Annotated in this window: 12 protein-coding genes; 7 read left to right on the top strand and 5 right to left on the bottom strand. The window is 68.3% G+C overall.

Going from position 1 to position 18,467, the window contains the following annotated elements:
- The first annotated feature begins 43 nt into the window (after nt 1–43).
- From ACF8O7_RS13880 to ACF8O7_RS13865, 4 genes are read left to right on the top strand one after another with little or no spacing between them, the layout of a single operon-like run.
- Nucleotides 44–4,180 carry a YhdP family protein gene (locus ACF8O7_RS13880; RefSeq protein ID WP_392443554.1) on the top strand — a complete coding sequence of 1,379 codons (4,137 nt, stop codon included), beginning with the start codon at nt 44–46 and terminating at the stop codon, nt 4,178–4,180.
- Nucleotides 4,177–4,992, top strand: a complete 816-nt coding sequence (locus ACF8O7_RS13875) for a carbon-nitrogen hydrolase family protein (RefSeq protein ID WP_016454246.1) — start codon at nt 4,177–4,179, stop codon at nt 4,990–4,992. Before ACF8O7_RS13880 ends, ACF8O7_RS13875 begins: the two co-directional genes overlap by 4 nt.
- A complete protein-coding gene (locus ACF8O7_RS13870; RefSeq protein WP_392443551.1) occupies nt 4,989–7,118 on the top strand; it encodes a nitrogen regulation protein NR(II) in 2,130 nt (709 codons plus the stop codon). The genes ACF8O7_RS13875 and ACF8O7_RS13870 overlap by 4 nt, the downstream gene beginning before the upstream one ends.
- 34 nt (nt 7,119–7,152) lie before the next feature.
- Nucleotides 7,153–7,782, top strand: coding sequence for a response regulator transcription factor (locus ACF8O7_RS13865; protein ID WP_012202778.1), 630 nt, complete (start codon nt 7,153–7,155; stop codon nt 7,780–7,782).
- A 5-nt stretch (nt 7,783–7,787) separates the two neighbouring features.
- On the opposite strand, the gene ACF8O7_RS13860 is transcribed toward ACF8O7_RS13865, so the two are convergent.
- The 3 genes from ACF8O7_RS13860 to ACF8O7_RS13850 form a co-directional block, all read right to left on the bottom strand.
- Entirely contained in the window at nt 7,788–9,062 is a 1,275-nt protein-coding gene (locus tag ACF8O7_RS13860) for an amino acid deaminase (protein WP_392443549.1), read from the bottom strand.
- 105 nt (nt 9,063–9,167) lie between these two features.
- Nucleotides 9,168–9,896: an OmpA family protein gene (locus ACF8O7_RS13855; protein WP_016449372.1), complete on the bottom strand. Its 729-nt coding sequence runs from the start codon at nt 9,894–9,896 to the stop codon at nt 9,168–9,170.
- 145 nt (nt 9,897–10,041) lie between these two features.
- Nucleotides 10,042–10,212, bottom strand: a complete 171-nt coding sequence (locus ACF8O7_RS13850; protein ID WP_016449371.1) for a hypothetical protein — start codon at nt 10,210–10,212, stop codon at nt 10,042–10,044.
- On the opposite strand from ACF8O7_RS13850, the gene ACF8O7_RS13845 reads away from it, so the two are divergent.
- Nucleotides 10,211–11,395, top strand: a complete 1,185-nt coding sequence (locus ACF8O7_RS13845; protein ID WP_017404060.1) for a murein transglycosylase A — start codon at nt 10,211–10,213, stop codon at nt 11,393–11,395. The two genes, ACF8O7_RS13850 and ACF8O7_RS13845, sit on opposite strands and share 2 nt — an antisense overlap.
- 210 nt (nt 11,396–11,605) lie before the next feature.
- Here the strand turns inward: ACF8O7_RS13845 and ACF8O7_RS13840 are convergent, their stop codons facing one another.
- Both ACF8O7_RS13840 and ACF8O7_RS13835 read right to left on the bottom strand, forming a co-directional pair.
- Entirely contained in the window at nt 11,606–13,366 is a 1,761-nt protein-coding gene (locus ACF8O7_RS13840) for an MFS transporter (RefSeq protein ID WP_374006324.1), read from the bottom strand.
- Between the two features lie 159 nt (nt 13,367–13,525).
- Complete coding sequence (locus ACF8O7_RS13835; RefSeq protein ID WP_016449368.1) at nt 13,526–14,029, bottom strand: Lrp/AsnC family transcriptional regulator; 504 nt, start codon at nt 14,027–14,029, stop codon at nt 13,526–13,528.
- A gap of 188 nt (nt 14,030–14,217) precedes the next feature.
- Here ACF8O7_RS13835 and ACF8O7_RS13830 point away from each other — a divergent pair, with 188 nt between their 5' ends.
- The gene (locus tag ACF8O7_RS13830; RefSeq protein ID WP_047328048.1) at nt 14,218–17,799 is read left to right on the top strand and encodes an indolepyruvate ferredoxin oxidoreductase family protein; all 3,582 of its coding nucleotides are present in this window, start codon (nt 14,218–14,220) and stop codon (nt 17,797–17,799) included.
- Nucleotides 17,800–18,131: 332 nt separating this feature from the next.
- Nucleotides 18,132–18,467 carry a preprotein translocase subunit YajC gene (gene yajC / locus ACF8O7_RS13825; protein WP_016449366.1) on the top strand — a complete coding sequence of 112 codons (336 nt, stop codon included), beginning with the start codon at nt 18,132–18,134 and terminating at the stop codon, nt 18,465–18,467.

Here is an 18,467-nt window from a genome sequence, read left to right as displayed (position 1 = left end):
CTGAGGGCGCCGGTCATAATTCCCGTCATAGCTGATGCCGCCGATGATCGAACCGAAACCGCACCCCACACGCCTGACCCGTTGGATGGCCGGCCTTGCGCGGTGGTCACTGGGGCTGGTCCTGGCCTTCTGGCTGGTCCTCGCCTCCGTGTGGGGGGTGCTCCATGGCTGGATTGTGCCGCGAATCGGCGAATGGCGTCCTCAGCTGGAATCCCTGGCCTCACGCACGCTGGGCCTACCGGTTCGCATAGGCAGCATCACGGCCCGCAGCGAGGGATTGGTCCCCCGCTTCGAGCTGGGCGACGTGGTGGTGCAAGACCCCGAACATTCGGCAGACGCCCTGCGCCTGCCCAGCGTGGTGGTCGCCGTTTCGGCACGCTCGCTGATGCGCCTGGGCGTGGAACAGATCTACATAGACCGTCCTGAACTCGTGGTGCGCCGCGCGGCCGATGGCCGAGTCTTCGTGGCCGGCATCGAGATCAGCCCTTCGGCCGGCGGGGACAATGCCGCCGCCGACTGGCTGTTTTCGCAGACCGAACTGGCGCTGCGCGGCGGCAGCCTGCTGTGGTTGGACGAACTGCGCCAGGCTCCGCCGCTGGCCTTGCGCGATGTGGACCTGGTGCTGCGCAACAAGGGCTGGGGCCACGGACTGCGCCTGGATGCCACGCCGCCCGAAGGCTGGGGCGAGCGCTTCATGCTGACCGGCCTGTTCCGCGAGCCGCTGCTGTCCACGCACGAGGGCAACTGGCGCCGCTGGAGCGGCCAGGCCCATGCGATGTTCACGCGGATCGACCTGTCCCAGCTCGGCCAGTACATAGACACCTCTGGCTTGCGCCTGCAGCAGGGCCGGGGCGCGCTGCGCGCCTGGATAGACCTGCGCCAGGGCCAGCCCGTGGGCGCCATGGCCGACGTGGCCGTGAACGCGCTGCAGCTGCAGTGGCGCGAAGAGCTGCAGCCGCTGAAGCTGCAGGCCGTGACGGGCAGGCTGAGCGTGCAACACCAGGACGGCTGGCGCTTCGCTGCGCAGAACCTGGAATTTTCCACGGGCGATGGCCTGCACTGGCCGGCTGGCAATCTGCGCGCGCGCTACAACCCCGCCGGCGCCAGCACGCAGGGGGCGCTGGGTGAGCACGGCGAGTTCCAGGCCGATGGCATTGACCTGGCCATCCTCACCCAGTTGGGCCAGCGCCTGCCGCTTCCAGAGCAGGTGCAGCAGCACCTGGCCGATCTGGCACCGGCCGGCCGTCTGCACCAGTTCCAGGGAAGCTGGCGCGGCCCGCTGGAGTCCTTGCAGCAGTACAAGGCCAGTGGCGAACTGCAGCAACTGTCGATCAACGGCGTGGCATCGTCCGAAGGCCCCGCGGCGCCGGGCATGCCCGGCCTCAAGGGCCTGAACGCGCGCTTCTCGCTGGACCAGGACGGCGGCCAGGCCCAGCTGGAGATGGAGGGCACAGAGCAGCGGCCGGCGTCGCTGTCGTTCCCCGGCGTGTTCGAGGAGCCCGAGATCCCGCTGCACCGCCTGCAGGCCAGCCTGCGCTGGCAACTGCGCGGCCAGGCCATCAGCGTGCAGGTGCCCAGCCTGCGCTTTGCCAATGACGACACCGAAGGCGAGGCCCGCGCGCAATGGCATACCGGCGACGGCAGCGACAGGCAGCCGCGCTTTCCCGGCGTGCTGGACCTGCAGGGCCAGCTGCGCAACGCCGATGGCACGCGCGTGCACCGCTACCTGCCGCTGGAGATTCCCGCCGACGCGCGCCACTATGTGCGCGAGGCCATACACGCCGGGCGCGCGAGCACGGTGAACTTCAAGGTGCGCGGCAACCTGGACCACGTACCCGCCGACAAGCCCAGCCAGGGCGAGTTCCACATCGCGGCCAAGCTGCATGACGTGCACTATGAATATGTGCCGCCCCATCTGCTCACGCATGGCGAGGCGCCCTGGCCGGCCCTGGTCGATCTGTCCGGCGAGCTGGTGTTTGACCGCTCCTCCATGGCCGTGCGCAATGCGCGCGGCCAGTTCGCCGGCTATCCGCAGCTGCAGATGCGCGACATCCAGGCCAGCATTCCCAACCTGGCCCACACCGAGGTGGCCGTCACCGCCAAGGGCCAGGGCCCGCTGGCCGACATGCTGGGGGTGGTGAAGACCTCGGCCCTGTCGGCGCTGACCGGGCACGTACTGGACGGCAGCGAGGCCACGGGCGCCGCGCAACTGGCCCTGCAACTGCAATTGCCCATCGACCATCTGGACCGCAGCAAGGTGTCCGGGCAGGTCACGCTGGCGGGCAACTCGCTGCAGCTCGATGACGAGACACCGCACCTGAGCCAGCTGCGTGGCGCCGTCAAATTCTCCGACACCGGCTTCTCGCTGGTCGGCTTGCAGGCGCGGGCCCTGGGCGGTGAACTGCGTGCCGATGGCGGCATGCAGGCGCTGGCGCGCAATGCGCCAGCCACCGAATCGTCCGTCAAGGTGCGGGTGCAGGGCACGGCCACGGCACAGGGGCTGCGCGATGCCAGGGAACTGGGCTGGGTGGCCGACCTGGCCCGCCATGCCGAGGGCCAGTCGCCCTATTCCCTGCTGCTGAAGGTGCGCCGTGGCACGCCCGAAATCCAGGTCCAGTCCAGCCTGCAGGGCATGCGCATCAACCTGCCGGCTCCGCTGGGCAAGGCCGCCGAGTCCATCCAGCCGTTGGCCGTGAGCCACCAGCTCGCGCCCGCCAGCTTCGCCGCGCCCGATGCCCCGCTGCGCGACCAGATCAGCGTGCAACTGGGCGACACGGGCTCGGTCTTCTATGAGCGCGACATCAGTGGCAAGCACAGCCGCGTGCTGCACGGCAGCATCCTCATCGGCCAGGAAGCGGGCACGGCCCCCACATCGGGCCAGGGCGTGCAGGCCCATGTGCAGTTGCCGCTCTTCAATATCGACGACTGGCTGGCGCTGGCGCCGCAGTCCAACGGCGCCAGGCCAGAGCCCGCCGACGCCGCCACGGACCCTGCGCGCGAATACCTTCCCGATCGGCTGAGCCTGCGCGTCAAGCAACTGCAGGCCAAGGGGCGGCAGCTGCACGATGTGGTGGCGGGCATTTCGCGCGATGGCGGCTCGTGGCACAGCAACCTCACCTCCCAGGAGCTGGATGGCTATGTGGGCTTTCGCGAAGGCACGGACGCCCAGCCCGAAGGGCAACTGGTCGCCCGGCTGTCCCGCCTGACGGTGCCGGAGGCCAAGTCCGAACGCGTGGACGCCCTGTTCAACGAAGGGCCGCGCCAGCTGCCGGCGCTGCAGATCGTGGTGGACGACATGCACCTGTCGGGCCATGCGCTGGGCCGCCTGGAGGTCGAGGCCCGCAACCGCCCCGTGCCCGGCAACGCGGCGGCACGCGAATGGCAGCTGTCGCGCTTCAACATTTCCACGCCCGAGGCCACGCTGACGGCCAACGGCCAGTGGCGCCTGCCCCAGGGGCAGTCCGAGCATCCGGGGCGCAGCCAGCTGCAGTTCCAGCTGGACCTGCGCGACGTGGGCAAGCTGCTCACGCGCTTTGACATGCCCGGCGTGGTGGGCAATGGCAAGGGGAGCCTGCAGGGCTCGGCGGGATGGACGGGCTCGCCCATCACGCCCGATTTCCGCAGCCTCTCGGGCTCCATGCACCTGGATGTGCAGACCGGCCAGTTCCTCAAGGCCGAACCGGGCCTGGCCAAGCTGCTGAGCGTGCTCAGCCTGCAGGCGCTGCCACGCCGGCTGACGCTGGATTTCCGCGATGTCTTCAGCAACGGCTTTGCCTTCGACTTCATGCGCGGCGACGTGCAGATCACCGATGGCGTGGCGCGCACCAACAACATGCAGATGAAGGGCGTCAACGCCGCCGTGCTGATGGAAGGCACGGCAGACCTGGTCCAGGAGACGCAGAATCTGCACGTGGTGGTGGTGCCCGAGATCAACGCGATGACCGCCTCCCTGGTGGCCACGGCCATCAACCCCGTGATCGGCCTGGGCAGCTTTCTGGCGCAGGTGCTGCTGCGGGGCCCGCTGATTGCGGCAGCCACCAAGGAATTCCGCATCGACGGCAGCTGGGATGATCCCCAGGTCACTGCCTTGCCGCGCCGCCGGGCCGCAACGCCCTCTGACACACCGTCGCGCACGCCCTCCACCGCCACCGAGTCAGCCCCTTCAGGAGAGAACCCATGAAAATCGCAGCCCTGCAAATGGTGTCGGAACCCGATGTGCGCGCCAACCTCGACCAGGCCATGGCCCTGCTGCGCCAGGCGCGCGAGCAGGGCGCCGAACTCGCGGCCCTGCCCGAATACTTCTGTGCCATGGGCCTGCGCGATACCGACAAGCTGGCCTACCGCGAGAGCTTCGGCCAAGGCCCCATCCAGGACTTCCTGGGCCGCGCCGCGCGCGAGCTGCAGCTGTGGATCGTCGGCGGCACCCTGCCTCTGGTGGCCGATGACGATGCCCACGTGCTCAACAGCTCGCTGGTGTTCTCGCCCCAGGGCGAATGCGTGGCGCGCTACGACAAGATCCACCTGTTCCACTACGACAACGGCCGCGAGCGCTACACGGAGGCCGCCGTAGTCCAGGCCGGCCACACGCCCGTGACCTGCGACATCACCTCGCGCGAGGGCGAGTCCTGGCGCCTGGGCCTGAGCGTGTGCTACGACCTGCGCTTTCCCGAGCTGTACCGCCGACTGGCCGAGCAGGGTGCCGACCTGCTGCTGGTGCCCGCCGCCTTCACCCACATCACGGGCCTGGCCCACTGGGAGGTGCTGCTGCGCGCCCGCGCCATCGAAAACCAGGCCTACCTGCTGGCGCCCGCCCAGGGCGGCCACCATGAGAACGGCCGCCGCACCTGGGGCCACAGCCTGCTGGCCGACCCCTGGGGCATGGTGCTGGCGCAGCAGGCCGAGGGTGCCGGCGTGGTGCTGGGCGAGATCAAGCGCGAGCGCCTGGCGCATGTGCGCCGCCAGTTGCCGGCCCTGGAGCACCGCGTCCTGTGAATCCGCTGCACCTGTCCACGCCCGCCCCTGCCGAAGGCCGCTGGCCCTGGCGCCGCTGGCGCACTGCCTGGCGGCGCTGGTCGCTGTGGAGCCTGCTGGTCGCTTTGGTGGCCAGCATGCTCATCACCATGGTCTGGCTGGCCGGACGCTATGAGGCCTCCCAGGTCCAGGACAAGCTGGAGCGCGACACCGCCAATGCCGTGGCCGACATACGCGCCGCCCTCAACCGCAACCTGCAGGACCTGCAGGCGCTGAACGCGCCCGACAACGACCCTGCCGAGTGGAAGACCCGCGCCGCCGAGCTGCTGCAGGTGCGCCGCGAGCTGATGCGCATCGAATGGCGCGATGCGGGCCTGCAGATCCGCTCCCATGCCGAGACGCCCTACCGCAACGTGCAGTGGGAAGACCAGCTGCGCACGCAAAACACCCATCCGGAGGCCGTGCTGACCTGCACCCACGCGCGCCGCCTCAACGGCCCGGCCTACTCGCCCAGCTACTTCCAGCTGCTGGCCGAAGGCCTGGGCACGGAGATGATGGAGGTCTGCCTGCCATTGACGCAAAGCGGCCACATCATCGGCTTTGTCATCGGCACCTACAGCCTGCAAAGCCTGCTGATCACCCAGGTCAGCAAGAACCTGCCGCGCACCCAGGAAGTGTCCTTCACCGAGCCGGACGGCACGCGCCTGGCCCTGCTGGGCGCCTCCTGGCGCGGCACGCGCATGTTCACGGCGCAGCAGCTGCTGGACCTGCCGGGCAGCACCCTGGTGCTGCGCATGGACAGTTGGCACCGCGCGCCCAGCGTATTCCCCAACGTGCTCACGGCCCTGGTGACGCTGATGTCCATCGCCCTGGTGTCCGTGGTCGCCGTGCTGGTGCGCGACAACCGCCGACGCCTGCGCGCCGAGCGCGATCTGGGCGATGCGCTGGCCTTTCGCAAGGCCATGGAGGACTCGCTGGTCACGGGCCTGCGCGCGCGCGATCTGCAGGGCCGCATCAGCTATGTGAACCCGGCCTTCTGCAGCATGGTGGGCTTCACGGCCGAGGAACTGCTGGGACTGAGCATTGCGCCCTACTGGCCGCCCGAGCGCGCCGAGATCTACGCGCGCCGGCGCGACAGCCGCCTGTCCGGCAACGCCCCGCCGCCGCGCGAGGGCCATGAAAGCATCTTCATGCGCAAGGACGGAACGCGCTTTCCGGTGTTGATCTTCGAGGCGCCGCTGATCAATGCCCAGGGCCAGCACACCGGCTGGATGAGTGCCTTCATCGACATCAGCGAGCAAAAGCGCATGGAAGAGATCTCACGCGCCTCGCAGGAGCGCCTGCAGGCCACGGCCCGCCTGGCCACGGTGGGCGAGATGGCCTCGCTGCTGAGCCATGAACTCACCCAGCCGCTGGTGGCCATCTCCAGCTACGCCACGGGATCGCTGAACATGCTGGGGAGCGACGATGGCACGGGCACGGGCACGGGCACGGGCACAGGTGCAGGTGCGGGCAGCGCCATCTCGGACCATGAAGCCCGGCTGCGCCAGCAACTGCAGGACCTGCGCATGGCCATGGAGCGCATCAGCTTCCAGGCCGACCGCGCAGGCCGCGTGATCAAGAGCGTGCGCGATTTCGTGCGGCGGCGCGACCAGTCCCGCGAAGTCATAGGCGCCGCCGAACTCATAGACGCCGTGCTGCCGCTGATCAGCCTGCAGGCACGCAACCTGGGCGTGCGCGTGACCACCGACATCGAGCCCGGCCTCCCGCCCGTGCTGTGCGATCCGACCATGATCGAGCAGGTGCTGCTCAACCTGGCGCGCAACGGCATGCAGGCCATGGACTCGCCCGAGACCATGGAGCGCGAGCTGCAGCTGCGCGTGCGCCGTGCGGCCGCCAGCACGCGCCGCAGCTGGGTGGAGTTCGCCGTCATCGACTGCGGCACCGGCATTCCCCAGCATGTGGCGGAGCAACTGTTCACGCCCTTTTTCACCACGCGCAACGAGGGCATGGGCCTGGGCCTGAGCCTGTGCCGTACCGTGGTCGAGCAGCATGGCGGCCACCTGCAGCACAGCCCCCACAGCCCGCGCGGGACCGTCTTCGCCTTCACGCTGCCGGCGCACAGCCCTGCGCAGGTGCAGGCATAGATGGCACCAATGGAACAAATGGAACAATAGGCCCATGGAACCTGTACCCGACGCCACCGTCTACATCGTCGACGACGACACCGATGTCCGCGAAGCGCTGGCCTGGCTGCTGCGCTCGCGCCGCCTGCTCAGCGAATGCTATGACAGCGCAGAGGCCTTCGACGCCATGCTGCAGTCGCGCCCACCGCCACGCAATCCCTGCTGCCTGCTGCTGGACATGCGCATGGGCGGCATGAGCGGGCTGGCGCTGTTCAACCTCATGCTGGAACGCAACCAGATCGCAGGCATGCCCGTGATCTTCCTGACCGGCCATGCCGACGTGCCCACGGCCGTGGACACCGTCAAGCGCGGCGCCTTCGACTTCTGCGAGAAGCCTTTCTCGGACAATGCCCTCGTGGACCGCATCGAACAGGCGCTGGAACTGTCGGCCCAGCACCAGGCTGAAACCCGTGCGCGCGAAGCCGTGCGTGCACGCTTCAACGAGCTGACGGAGCGCGAGCGCGACGTGATGCGCCTGGTGGTCGAGGGCATTCCCAACAAGCTCATCGCCGACCAGCTGGACATCAGCGTGCGCACCGTCGAGGTCCACCGCGCGCGCGTCTTCGACAAGATGCAGGTCAAGTCGGCCGTTGAACTGGCCAACCTGCTGCGCACACACGGCTGACCCCTTCAGAAATACGTGGCAATCACGTCCACCACGTCATAGCGGTCATTGACGACGGCCAACTGCCGCCATTTGTCAAAGGTCAGGCAGGGGTGGGAGATGCCGAAGGCCAGCATGTCGCCTATGCGCAGGCCATCGTCCTCGGCCACCTTCAGGAAAGCATGCTGGTCCATCATGGCCGTGACCTCCCAATGCGGTGGCGCCGCCACGGGCGCGGCATCGCCGGGGCGGTAGCGCAGAGCGGGCCGGGGAGGCACGGCCTCGAAGGCCGTATCGCGCTTGCCCAGCGCCACGATGGCGCGGCCGGGCTCGGGCAGCGACTGCACATAGGCCCAGACCTGCAGCGCAGGCTGCAGGCTGGCACGCATCTGCTGCGCCACGGGATTGGTCTGGTCGATGCGCCGCTGCGCTGCCTGGTAGATGCCCGCGTCATGCGTGAGATAGCAGCCCGGACGCAGCACCAGATCCAGCGGACCGCCGATGTCGGCCTTGCCGAACTCCTGGGCCACCACGTCATACCAGGCCGAGCCGGCGCCGGTGAGCACGGCCGGGCTGCGCTGCAGCCGGCCCTCGCCCGCCAGCCGCTGGAGCCAGTCCACGGCGCGCCGCAGCAGGGTGCGGATGGGTTCTTCTTCCTTGAGCACGCCCTCGTAGACCTCGATCCCGGCCAGTCGCACGCCGGCACCGGCCCGAGCCAGCGCGTCCAGCAGCGGCTGCATCTGCGCATCGGAGCGAACGCCCGTGCGCCCGCCGGGCGGGCCCAGTTCGATCAGCACCTGCACGGACCGGCCCGCTGCGCCAAAAAAGGCGGCCAGCTGCTCGACCTGCTCGGCACAATCGACCAGGCAGAAGAACTCGAAGCCGGGATCGGCCAGCAGCTCGGCCACGGCCGCCATGTTGCGCCGGCCGATCAACTGGTTGGCCATGAGCACGCGGCGCACGCCATGGGCATGGGCCACGCACGTCTGCTGAGCGGTGGCCAGCGTGATGCCCCAGGCGCCCGCGTCGATCTGCTGGCGGAACAGGCGGGGCGCCATGGTCGTCTTTCCGTGGGGCGCGAGCTGGGCGCCGTAGGCATCCACAAAGCGCTGCATCCAGGCCAGGTTGTGCGACAGGCGCGACTGCGACAGCACGGCCACCGGCAAACTCAAGTCTTCCCGCAGCAGATTCCAGCCCTGCGCGGCAGCGTCCTGCGGCGTGCAGGGGGCGGACAGCGCGCCCAGGCCCTTGTCGAGCGGGCTGACCACGTCGGCCGCGCCCGCTGTGCTTGCTTCACTCATACGACTCCCCATTGATGGATGGGAGCCAGCATAGGGCAATGCCGGTGCCCGCCCACGCAAAAACGCCCCGCGTTGCGGGGCGTTGCATCTGGCACAGAGACCGGGTCAGCGGGGCTGCTGGTACTGGGGCTGGTATTGAGGCTGCTGGTACTGCGGCTGCTGTTGATACTGTGGCTGCTGTTGGTGCTGCTGCGGGATCTCGCCCACGAAGATCTCCACGCGGCGGTTCATGGCGCGGCCGCTGGCCGAGTCGTTGGAAGCCACGGGCTGGTGCGAGCCACGGCCTTCGGTGGCGATGCGGGCGCCCGAGACGCCGCGCATGGTCAGGTAGTTGCGCGTGCTGTTGGCGCGGTCCAGCGACAGCGGATTGTTGATGGCGTCAGAGCCGGTGCTGTCCGTGTGGCCGATGATGCGCACCTCGGCATTGGGGTTGTTGCGCAGGCCCTCGGCGAAGCGGTCCAGGATGGGAGCGAAGTTGCCCTTGATGTCGGAACGGTTGGTATCGAACGAGATGTCGCTGGGAATGTCGAGCTTGAGCTGGTTGTCGGCCGTCTGGCTCACGTTCACGCCCGTACCCTGGGTGGCCTGCTCCATCTCGCGCTTTTGCTTTTCCATGTTCTGCGACCAGATGTAGGTGCCCAGTGCGCCCACGCCAGCGCCGATCACGGCACCCGTGCCGGCCCTGCCGCCGGTGACGGCGCCCAGCACGGCGCCAGCTGCAGCGCCCACGCCAGCGCCCGTGGCCGTGCGGCGCTGGGTGTCGCTCATGTTCGCGCAGCCGGAGATGAACAGTGCGGCCGCCGTTGCGGCGGCCAGAACGATGTGCTTGCGCATTGGAAACTCCTTTTGAATCTTGGGAACGCACCGTGCGGTAGCGCCAGGGTCCCCATTATGGAAAGCAGGCTGCGCACAGCCTATCAGTGCGGGCAGGGCATACCCGTAGGACGGCGCCCGCTCCGCGAGGCTGCCTCCACGGCCGTCACGGGCCGCTGCGATCCTGCCCGGGAGAGGGTTTGTCTGGAGACGGATGCGAATCCCGTGGCGTGTCCACGGGCAACTCGCCCTTGCGGCGTCCGGAGAACATGGTCCACCACACAATAGCGACCAGAATCACCAAGGCCAGCAGTGCTTCGAGCAAAATCAACCCCATGAATTTCCACCTCCTGCGCCATGCCGCGATGGCGCTGATTGTAGGGACGCTGGTCGCCTGCACGACCACCACCAAGCCGGTCTACGACCCCTCGCCCGTACCCGATCTGCAGCCGGGCGGCTCTCCCGCCGTCACGCCCAGGCCCCCGCTGGTCACCAACACGCCCACCAAGAGCCGCTGGATCGCGGCCGACTGGAGCGAATTGCCCGGCCTGCAGGAGGACGCGCTGCACGAGGCCTGGAATGCCTGGCTCAAGAACTGCGAACGACCCAGTTCGGTCTTCGCAGGCCTGTGCCGCGATGTGCGCCAGCTGAGCATCGCCACGGGCGACGAGCAGCGCGCCTGGCTCATGGCCAATCTGCAACCCTACCGCATCGAGGCGCTGGGCGGCGGCCCGGACGGCATGCTGACCGCCTACTACGAGCCGCTGTTCGAGGCGCGGCGCCTGCCCGGCGACGGATTCAACGTGCCCCTGTACAAGACGCCGGCCGGCGCCGGCTTCGGCAGCCGCAAGCCCTGGTTCTCGCGCCAGCAGATCGAGACCCTGCCAGAGGCCCAGGCGGCCCTGGCAGGCCGCGCCATCGCCTGGCTGCGCGACCCGGTCGATGCGATGGTGCTGCACATCCAGGGATCGGGGCGCCTGAACATCACCGAGCCCACGGGCGCGCAACGCACGATCCGCGTCGCCTTTGCGGGCACCAATGACCAGCCCTACAAGAGCGTGGGCCGCTGGCTGCTGGACCAGGGACTGGTGCGCGACGCCACCTGGCCCGGCATCAGCGCCTGGGTGGCCGCCAACCCCGGCCGCGTCAATGAAATGCTGTGGAGCAACCCGCGCTACGTCTTCTTCCGCGAGGAGCCGCTGGAAGGCCTGGACCTGCAGTTCGGCCCCAAGGGCGCCCAGGGCGTGGCCCTGACGCCAGGCCGCTCCATCGCCGTGGACAAGCAGAGCATCCCCTACGGCACACCGGTCTGGCTGTCCACATCCGGGCCCACCGTGGCGCTGAACCGCCTGGTCTTCGCCCAGGACACGGGCAGCGCCATCGTCGGCGCCGTGCGCGCCGACTACTTCATGGGCTGGGGCCCCGAAGCCGGCGACCTGGCAGGCCGCATCAAGCAGAACCTGCGCCTGTGGGCCTTCTGGCCGCGCGCCCTGGCGAGCCAGGCACCGCACTTGAGGTGACCCCCTGAGCGGCTACGCCGCTTCCTCCCGCTTTGGGGTGCGCCGGTTTTATCCTTTGCGCCAAGGCTCGCCCCGCATGGCACAAGACCAGCGCAGACACACCTCTATCCACTGTCCCTCGCTCTGGCGCGGCCCAACGCCAGGGGCGCCGAGCAAGAGCCGCCTCGCTGCGAGGGCGCCGTCCCCCTCTGGGGGAAGGCGCGCAGCGCCTCAGGGGGTATCGAAGTACCTCGTGACGCGCGGCGGTTCCTTGCCCTTGTGATACGCCAGCTTGCGGTCGCGCAGGGCCACGTCGGCGGCGGTGACGCGGTCGAAGCGGCGCAGGTGCTCGGTCCAGGACTCGTCGATGATCTGCTCCACATAGCGCTCGGGATGGCTCATGCTGTGCAGCAGGCTCCAGCCCAGCGCGCCCTGGCGCATGCGGCTGCGGCGGCTTTCCTGCATGAGGGCGCGGAAGGCCTCGGCCTGGGTGGGGTCGATCTGGTACTCGATGGTGACGACCACGCGGCCGGCTTCGGGGATGTTGACCTCGGGGCGCTGGAAGGCCTTGGAGGGGCTCAGGTCCTCCTCGATCTGGCGGTCGCGCACCAGGCGCTGCACCAGCAGCATGCAGGCCACGCCGCTGGCGGCGGCCACCATGAGGCTGCCGCGCACGCCCACCATGCTGGCCACCTGTCCCCAGAGCGCGGCGCCTGCCGCCGTGCCGCCCATGATGGACATCTGGTAGATGGACATGCCTCGCGCCCGCACCCAGTTGGGCAAGGCCATCTGGGCCGAGACGCCCAGCACGTTGGCGGTGGAGATCAGCGCCATGCCGGCCAGCATCATGGCCGGCACGGCCATGTAGACATTGGGCGACAGGGCCACTGCCAGCGTAGCCAGCGCATGCACGGCAGAGCCCGACCGGATCAGCCTTTCCTTGGACATGGCCTGGCGCAGGCGCGGCAGGAACATGGCGCCCACGATGGCGCCCGCCCCCATGGAGGCCAGCAGCAGCGTGAAGGTCTCGGCGCCGCCCCCGCCCTCGGTCGGGCCGTGCAGGCGCTGGGCCACCAGGGGCAGCAGGGCCATCACCGCCGTGCACTGCAGGAAGAAACACACCGTGCGCGCCAGCACCGCATGCATGCGCGGCGACTCGCGCACGAACTGCAGGCCCACGCGCATGGCCGAGGGCAGGCGCTCGCGGCCCAGCGGGTTGGCCACGTGGCGGCGTTTCCAGCGGATCAGCACGATGCCCGAGATGACGGACAGCACGGCGTTCAGCACGAACACCCAGGCACTGCCCAGGCTGGCGATGATGGCGCCCGCCACCAGGGGGCCGATGATGCGCGAGGCGTTCATGGCCACCGCGTTCAGCGCCATGGCCGAGGGCAGGTGGTGCTTGGGCACGAGTTCGGGAATCAATGCCGAGAACACGGGCCAGCGCATGGCCAGGCCGATGCCGTTGGCAAAGGTCAGCACCAGCAGCCAGTGCGCCGTCATCCGGCCCGAGAGCACGAACAGGCACAGCACCAGAGCCACGGCCGCCACCCAGAACTGGGTGACGATGAAGTAGCGGCGCCGGTCCAGGATGTCGGCCAGCGCACCGCTGGGCAAGCCCAGCAGGAAGACGGGCAGCGTGGAGGCCGATTGCACCAGGGCCACGAGCACGGGCGAGGTGGTCAGCGAGGTCATGAGCCAGGCCGCCGCCACATCGTTCATCCACATGCAGGTATTGGCCGCCATCCAGATCAGCCAGAGCATGCGGAAGGTGGGGCCGGACAGCGGCGCCCAGACGCCCTGCTGGGCCTGGGCCGTCTTCTGGCCTTCGGCCTCGGCGGCCGCCCTGTCGGCAGCGGCCATGCCGGACGGGTCCTCGAGCAGGGTGCCCGGCGCCCCCGCGCCCGAGGGCTCGGCCGGGGGCTGGGTGGAAGGCTCGGTTTCTGAGGCGGGTGGCTGGGCGGGGTCTGGTGTTGATTGTTCTGCGGCCATGTGTCCCGATTCTCGGGCCAAACGCGGGGTGGCGCCAGAAATGGTTGCCTTACTAATAACCACGACCACCGCCTTGTACGACAACCGCTTTTCGCTCCTGTTACAGGAGCACACTGTCGCTTCGGCGCGACCTTCATAGGCCAGTCCGCCGGCCTGCGGCTACTGGCCCGGCAGTCCCTGGCCCGCCATGGGTCCCAGCTGGGACAGCGGCAGCGCATGGCTGGACTTGATCTCGCCCAGCGAGAAACTGGTCTGCATGTCCTTCACGTTGGGCAGGTTCAGCAGCGTGTTGCGCGCGAACTGCGCAAAGCTGTCCAGGTCGCGCGCCACCACCTGCAGCTCGAAGGTGCCGGTGCCACTGATGTAGTGGCAGGTGACCACCTCGGGCAGCTTGCGGATGGCGTCCTCCATCTCCAGCGTCAGCGTGCCGGCCGTGCGCACGGCATCGAGCCGCACGAAGGCCAGCACGCCCAGGCCGATCTTGTGGCGGTCGATGTCGGCGTGGTAGCCGCGGATGAAGCCCGCTTCTTCCAGCGCCCGCACGCGGCGCCAGCACGGCGCGGCCGACAGGCCCACGCGCTGGGCCAGCTCGGCATTGGTCAGGCGCGCGTCGGCCTGCAGGTGGCCGAGGATGGCAATGTCGAATTTGTCCAAAGTTTGCACAAAACACCATTTTCAAGAAAGATCCTTGCTCAGGATACTTGAAACAGCGCAAAGAAAGCAAAGACCTATCAGACGAGCACGAATACACTGAAAAAAGGCGATTTGGTTCAGACAACGAGTGCCGTGCATGCCTCTTTCCCGTTCCGGGCAGGACATGACAGGGCGCCGACCATCGATGGAGACAAGCCATGAATGCCCCACTGCCCGAAGACGTGCGCCGCGCCCTGGAGACGGTCACCCTCGACGACAAATACGCTCTGCAGCACGGCCGTGCGTTCATGAGCGGAGTACAGGCCCTTGTGCGCCTGCCCATGCTGCAGCGCCAGCGCGACGCTGCAGCGGGCCTGAATACCGCAGGCTTCATCAGCGGCTACCGGGGCTCCCCGCTGGGCGGCTATGACCAGGCGCTATGGGCGGCGAAAAAGCACCTCGAATCCAACAACATCGTCTTCCAGCCCGGCGTCAATGAAGAGCTGGGCGCCACGGCCGTCTGGGGCACGCAGCAACTGGATCTCTATCCCGAGACCAAGAAGTTCGACGGCGTCTTCGGCCTGTGGTACGGCAAGGGCCCGGGCGTGGACCGATGCTCCGACGTGTTCAAGCACGCCAACATGGCGGGCACGGCCCGGCATGGCGGCGTGATCGCGCTGGCCGGCGACGACCACATCAGCAAGAGCAGCACCGCCGCCCACCAGAGCGACCACATCTTCAAGGCCTGCGGCACGCCGGTGTTCTTTCCCAGCAATGTGCAGGACATCCTGGACATGGGCCTGCATGCCTTTGCCATGAGCCGCTTCTCGGGCCTGTGGTCGGGCATGAAGACCATCCAGGAGGTGGTCGAGTCCTCGGCCAGCGTGTCGGTGGAGCCAGACCGCGTGAACATCATCCTGCCCGAGGACTTCCAGATGCCGCCCGGCGGCCTGCACATCCGCTGGCCCGATGCGCCGCTGGAGCAGGAGCAGCGGCTGATGAACTACAAGTGGTATGCGGCCCTGGCCTATGTGCGCGCCAACCGGCTCAACCACAACGTGATCGAGGGCCCCAACGACCGCTTCGGCCTGATCGCCAGCGGAAAGGCCTACAACGACATGCGCCAGGCCCTTGCCGACCTGGGCCTGGACGACGACACCTGCCGCCAGCTGGGCATACGCGTGCACAAAGTCAACGTGGTCTGGCCGCTGGAGGCCACCATCACGCGCGACTTCGCGCGCGGCCTGCAGGAAATCCTGGTGGTGGAGGAAAAGCGCCAGGTCATCGAATACCAGATCAAGGAAGAGCTGTACAACTGGCGCTCCGACGTGCGGCCCAACGTGGTCGGCAAGTTCAGCGACGAACACGGCGGCGAATGGTCGGTGCCCAATCCCAGCCAGGACTGGCTGCTGCGCCCCAATGCGGACCTGACGCCGGCCCTCATCGCGCGCGCCATCGTCCAGCGCCTGACCAAGATCGGCGTGCCCGAACACATCGCCCAGCGCATGCACGAGCGCATTGCCGTGCTGGACGCCCGCGAAGCCGCGCTCAAGGTGGCCCAGAGCCAGCCCACGGGCGACCGCGTGCCATGGTTTTGCAGCGGCTGCCCGCACAACACCAGCACCCGCGTGCCCGAGGGCAGCCGCGCCGTGGCCGGCATCGGCTGCCACTACATGACGGTGTGGATGGACCGCTCCACCAGCACCTTCACGCAGATGGGCGGCGAGGGCGTGACCTGGGTGGGCCAGGCGCCCTTCACCAAGGACGCCCATGTCTTCGCCAACCTGGGCGACGGCACCTACTTCCACAGCGGCCTGCTGGCGATACGCCAGAGCATCGCGGCCGGCGTGAACATCACCTACAAGCTCCTGTACAACGACGCCGTGGCCATGACGGGCGGCCAGCGCGTGGGCGAGCGGCCCGAGGGCCATTCGGTGCTGCAGATCATGAACAGCCTCAAGTCCGAGGGCGTGGCCAAACTGGTCATCGTCACCGACGAGCCCGCCAAGTACGACGGCGTGGCGCTGGCCGAGGGCGTGACCGTGCACCACCGCGACGAGCTGGACCGCATCCAGCGCGAGTTCCGCACCCTCAAGGGCTGCACGGCCATCATCTACGACCAGACCTGCGCCACCGAAAAGCGCCGCCGCCGCAAACGCGGCACGCTGGCCACGCCCGACAAGACCGTGGTCATCAACGAATTGGTCTGCGAGGGCTGCGGCGACTGCTCGGTGCAGTCCAACTGCCTGTCGGTCGAGCCGGTGGAGACCGAGTTCGGCCGCAAGCGCCGCATCAACCAGAACACCTGCAACAAGGACTACTCCTGCGTGAAGGGCTTTTGCCCCAGCTTCGTCACCATCGAAGGCGGCCAGCTCAAGAAGCCCAAGAAGGAGAAGAAGGGCGACCTGTCCATGCTGCCCGCCATCCCGGAGCCCGTGCTCCCCGTGGCCGAGCAGGCCTGGGGCATCGTCGTGGCCGGCGTCGGCGGCACGGGCGTGATCACCATCGGCTCGCTGCTGGGCATGGCCGCCCACCTGGAGGGCAAGGGCGTGATCACCCAGGACGCGGCCGGCCTGGCGCAAAAGGGCGGCTCCACCTGGAGCCACATCCAGATCGCCAACCGTCCCGAGGCCATCTACACCACCAAGGTGGACATGGCCAAGGCCGACCTGGTGATCGGCTGCGACCCCATCGTCACGGCCACGCCGACCACCATGTCGGTGATGCAGCCGGGCCGCACCTTCGTGGCACTCAACAGCCATGGCTCGCCCACGGCAGCCTTCGTCACCAACCCTGACTGGCAGGCACCGGACGACCGCTGCGCCAGCGCCCTGGCCCAGGCCGTGGGCCCCGAGCTGCTGGGCAGCTTCGACGCCGAGCAGGTGGCCGTGCAGCTGCTGGGCGACAGCATCTACACCAACCCGCTGATCCTGGGCTATGCCTGGCAAAAGGGCCGCGTGCCGCTGTCGCATGCGGCGCTGATGCGCGCCATCGAACTCAACGGCGTGCAGGCCGACAACAACAAGGCCGCCTTCGAGTGGGGCCGCCGCTGCGCCCATGACCTGGCTGCCGTGCGCGCCCTGTTCCAGACGGCCCAGGTGATCCAGTTCGTCAAGAAGCCTTCGCTGACCGAGATGGTGGCCAAGCGCGTGGACTTCCTCACGGCCTACCAGAACGCCGCCTATGCGGCCGAGTACCAGGCCTTCGTGGACAAGGTCCATGCCGCCGAGCGCGCCGTGGCGGGCTCGGGCACGCGCCTGTCGCAAGCCGTGGCCCGCTATCTGTTCAAACTCATGGCCTACAAGGATGAGTACGAGGTCGCGCGCCTGCACACCGATGCGGCCTTCAGCCAGCGCATCGCCAGCATGTTCGAGGGCGACTACCGCGTGGTCCACCACCTGGCGCCGCCGTCGTCGGCCGCCAAGGACGAGCAGGGCCATCTGGTCAAGAAGTCCTACGGTCCCTGGATGCGCAAGGCCATGCAGGTGCTGGCGAAGATGAAGGGCCTGCGCGGCACGGCGCTGGACCCCTTCGGCCGCACGCAGGAGCGCCGCACCGAGCGCGCACTGATCCAGGAATACCGCCAGTGCATAGAAGGACTGCTGTCCGAGCTCACGCCCGAGCGCCTGGCGCTGGCCGTGGAGATCGCCAGCATTCCCGAGGACATCCGCGGCTACGGCCACGTCAAGGAGCGCAACCTGGCTGCGGCCCGCACCAAGTGGAAGGCGCTGATGGCACGCTGGAACGCCCCGTCACGGGGCGCAGGCAGCACGGGACAGCCCGCAGTCGGCGTGGCCTGAAACCACACGGACAGCCCCGCCACAGGGGCGTCCTGTAAGATCGCGGCCGCCGCCCGTACCGTGAGGTGCGGGCGGCGCGGCTGCCTCCGGGGCCGCTTCAAGTGCCGTCACGCCGGGCGCAAAAACCACGAAAAACCGCGCTCCGCCCCTTTAAAAACGGCAGATGGCCGCCAGTTGCAGCCATCGTCGCCGAAAAACCCGCAGCAGCCAGATCCTGGCAGCCCATGTGGGTCAGGGCTGACGCATACAATGCTCCGTTCTCCTGCGCGGGCCCGTGCATATCGGCGTGCGCAGCGACCCTTTTTCGACCTTCCAATCCTGGAGTCTTGCCCGTGTTTATTTCTTCCGCTTTTGCCCAGACCGCACCCGCAGCAGCAGCCTCCGGTGGCGACTTCATGTCGCAGTTGATGGGCATGGCGCCTCTGGCGCTGATGTTCGTGGTGCTGTACTTCGTGATGATCCGTCCGCAGATGAAGCGCCAGAAGGAGCATCGCTCCATGATCGAGGCACTGGCCAAGGGTGACGAAGTGGCAACGGCCGGCGGCATCATCGGCCGCGTGACGCGCATGTCCGAGCAATTCCTGCACATCGAGATCGCCTCGGGTGTGGAAGTCCAGATCCAGCGCAGCGCCGTCGTCCAGGTGCTGCCCAAGGACACGCTGAAGTAA

Origin of the sequence: Delftia sp. WSY_16 (assembly GCF_043104415.1) — a bacterium.
Taxonomy (GTDB): domain Bacteria; phylum Pseudomonadota; class Gammaproteobacteria; order Burkholderiales; family Burkholderiaceae_C; genus Comamonas; species Comamonas tsuruhatensis.
Note: the sequence above shows the minus strand (reverse complement) of the source record. Positions and strands in the feature narration are given on the sequence as shown.

Coding starts and splice junctions, on each gene's coding strand:
- ACF8O7_RS13860 (WP_392443549.1), bottom strand. CDS start 9,062: ATGAGTGAAGCAAGCACAGCGGGCGCGGCCGACGTGGTCAGCCCGCTC.
- ACF8O7_RS13850 (WP_016449371.1), bottom strand. CDS start 10,212: ATGGGGTTGATTTTGCTCGAAGCACTGCTGGCCTTGGTGATTCTGGTC.
- ACF8O7_RS13880 (WP_392443554.1), top strand. CDS start 44: ATGATCGAACCGAAACCGCACCCCACACGCCTGACCCGTTGGATGGCC.
- ACF8O7_RS13855 (WP_016449372.1), bottom strand. CDS start 9,896: ATGCGCAAGCACATCGTTCTGGCCGCCGCAACGGCGGCCGCACTGTTC.
- ACF8O7_RS13875 (WP_016454246.1), top strand. CDS start 4,177: ATGAAAATCGCAGCCCTGCAAATGGTGTCGGAACCCGATGTGCGCGCC.
- ACF8O7_RS13845 (WP_017404060.1), top strand. CDS start 10,211: ATGAATTTCCACCTCCTGCGCCATGCCGCGATGGCGCTGATTGTAGGG.
- ACF8O7_RS13840 (WP_374006324.1), bottom strand. CDS start 13,366: ATGGCCGCAGAACAATCAACACCAGACCCCGCCCAGCCACCCGCCTCA.
- ACF8O7_RS13865 (WP_012202778.1), top strand. CDS start 7,153: ATGGAACCTGTACCCGACGCCACCGTCTACATCGTCGACGACGACACC.
- ACF8O7_RS13830 (WP_047328048.1), top strand. CDS start 14,218: ATGAATGCCCCACTGCCCGAAGACGTGCGCCGCGCCCTGGAGACGGTC.